Source organism: Alteromonas sp. PRIM-21 (assembly GCF_027563165.1).
Classification (GTDB): Bacteria; Pseudomonadota; Gammaproteobacteria; order Enterobacterales; family Alteromonadaceae; genus Alteromonas; species Alteromonas macleodii_A.
Genome location: NZ_JADOEK010000048.1, coordinates 1 through 415 on the forward strand (window position 1 = coordinate 1; position 415 = coordinate 415).

Genomic DNA, 415 nt, shown 5'->3' on the forward strand with positions numbered 1-415 from the left:
GACGATTACCACTTTGTGTTTCATGACTGGGGTGAAGTCGTAACAAGGTAACCCTAGGGGAACCTGGGGTTGGATCACCTCCTTACCATTACGTCGATAGACGCCTTGATGCAGTGCCTACACAGATTGTTTTGTTTATTTATAGACTCGCTTCGCGAGTGTCGCGATTAACTGCTTTACCGGAAGGGAACCTTCCTGATAGTTAATCTGCTCGCTAAAGTGGTAGTTGTTTTAACGTAGAATGCTAATTAATGATCGCATCATTGATTAGTGTTTTTTAAAAACACTAATGTTCTTTAACAATTTGGAAAGCTGATATTAATAGTAATCAATCAAAATTGAGTAACTGAGAAATCGAAAGATGACTTTTTACTCTACTTGACTGAATTGCTTGTTATCAATTTATTGATAGCAA

Annotated in this window: 1 rRNA gene; it reads left to right on the forward strand. The window is 37.6% G+C overall.

The features are described from left to right. Window positions 1–85 (forward strand): 16S ribosomal RNA (locus tag IW644_RS19965); the annotation flags it as partial. Window positions 86–415: the final 330 nt, after the last annotated feature.